1 protein-coding gene is annotated in these 1046 nt (G+C 77.0%); it reads right to left on the minus strand.

Going from position 1 to position 1046, the window contains the following annotated elements:
* A partial coding sequence (locus tag AC2CJA_RS26835; protein ID WP_484605232.1) for a CDP-alcohol phosphatidyltransferase family protein occupies positions 1-1046 on the minus strand: 1046 nt, incomplete at both ends.

The following is a 1046-nucleotide window of genomic DNA, read 5'->3' on the forward strand; positions in this document are numbered from 1 at the left end:
GCCGAGCCGAGCAGGGCGAGGGCCGGGGCGGCGAACGCGGACGGCCGCGCCGAGCGTGTCGGGGACGCGGCGGCCCGGGCCACGCCCTCGGCCAGTGGTCCGGAGTCGGCCAGGTCGGCCAGGGCCCGCGCGGCGCGGCCGGTGCGCACACCCTTCCGGGCCAGGGAGCGCAGCACCCGTCCGGCGGTGGTGTAGCAGGCGGCGAACGCGCACCCGGCCAGCAGGACGATGAAGGTGGTGCGGGGGGTGGTGAGCGCGGTGAGGACGGCGATCAGCGCCCAGCGTTCGCCGATGGGCAGCACGATCATGCGGCGGGCCCACACCGTCCAGCCGACCCGGTCCAGTCTCCCCGACAGGGCGGCGGCGGGGTTGGCGCTCCCGGCCGCGGGCCCCCCGGCGCGTTCCCGGCCGCCGTCCCCGCTGTAGTGGTCGGCCTCGTTGAAGGAGAAGTCCACCACGTGGCGGCAGGTCTGGAGCACCATCGCGCCCAGCGCCAGAGCCCACACGTCGTCGCCGCCGCGGGCCGCGCCCAGGGCCAGGCCCGCGTAGTAGGCGTACTCCTTGACCCGGTCGAAGGTGGCGTCCAGCCAGGCGCCGAGCGTGGAGTACTTCAGCGCGTAGCGGGCGAGCTGGCCGTCGGCGCAGTCCAGTACGAACGAGGCGATCAGCAGTGCCCCGGCCGCGGCGAAGCCGCCGCGGGTGCCGGTGGCCGCGCACGCGGCGGCGACCAGCGCGGTGAGCAGCGAGGCGGTGGTCACCTGGTTGGGGGTCAGTCCACGCCGCGCGCACCAGCGGGCGAGATGGCGGGAGTAGGGGCTGACGAAGAAGGTGGTGAAGAAACCGTCGCGGGACTTCACCGCCGAGCGCAGCCGCACTCGCTCCTCGTCGACCGCCGCCACGGCCCGCTCGGCCTCGGAGCGCTCCGCGCCGTCGGCGGGCACGGCGGCCACGAGGACGCCCAGCTCGGGCCGGTGCACGGCCGGCGCCCCGGGATCCTCCTCCAGGGCCGCGGCCACCCGGTCGGGCAGACCGGCGGAGACGGGCGC

The organism is Streptomyces sp. ATLC9, assembly GCF_057196705.1.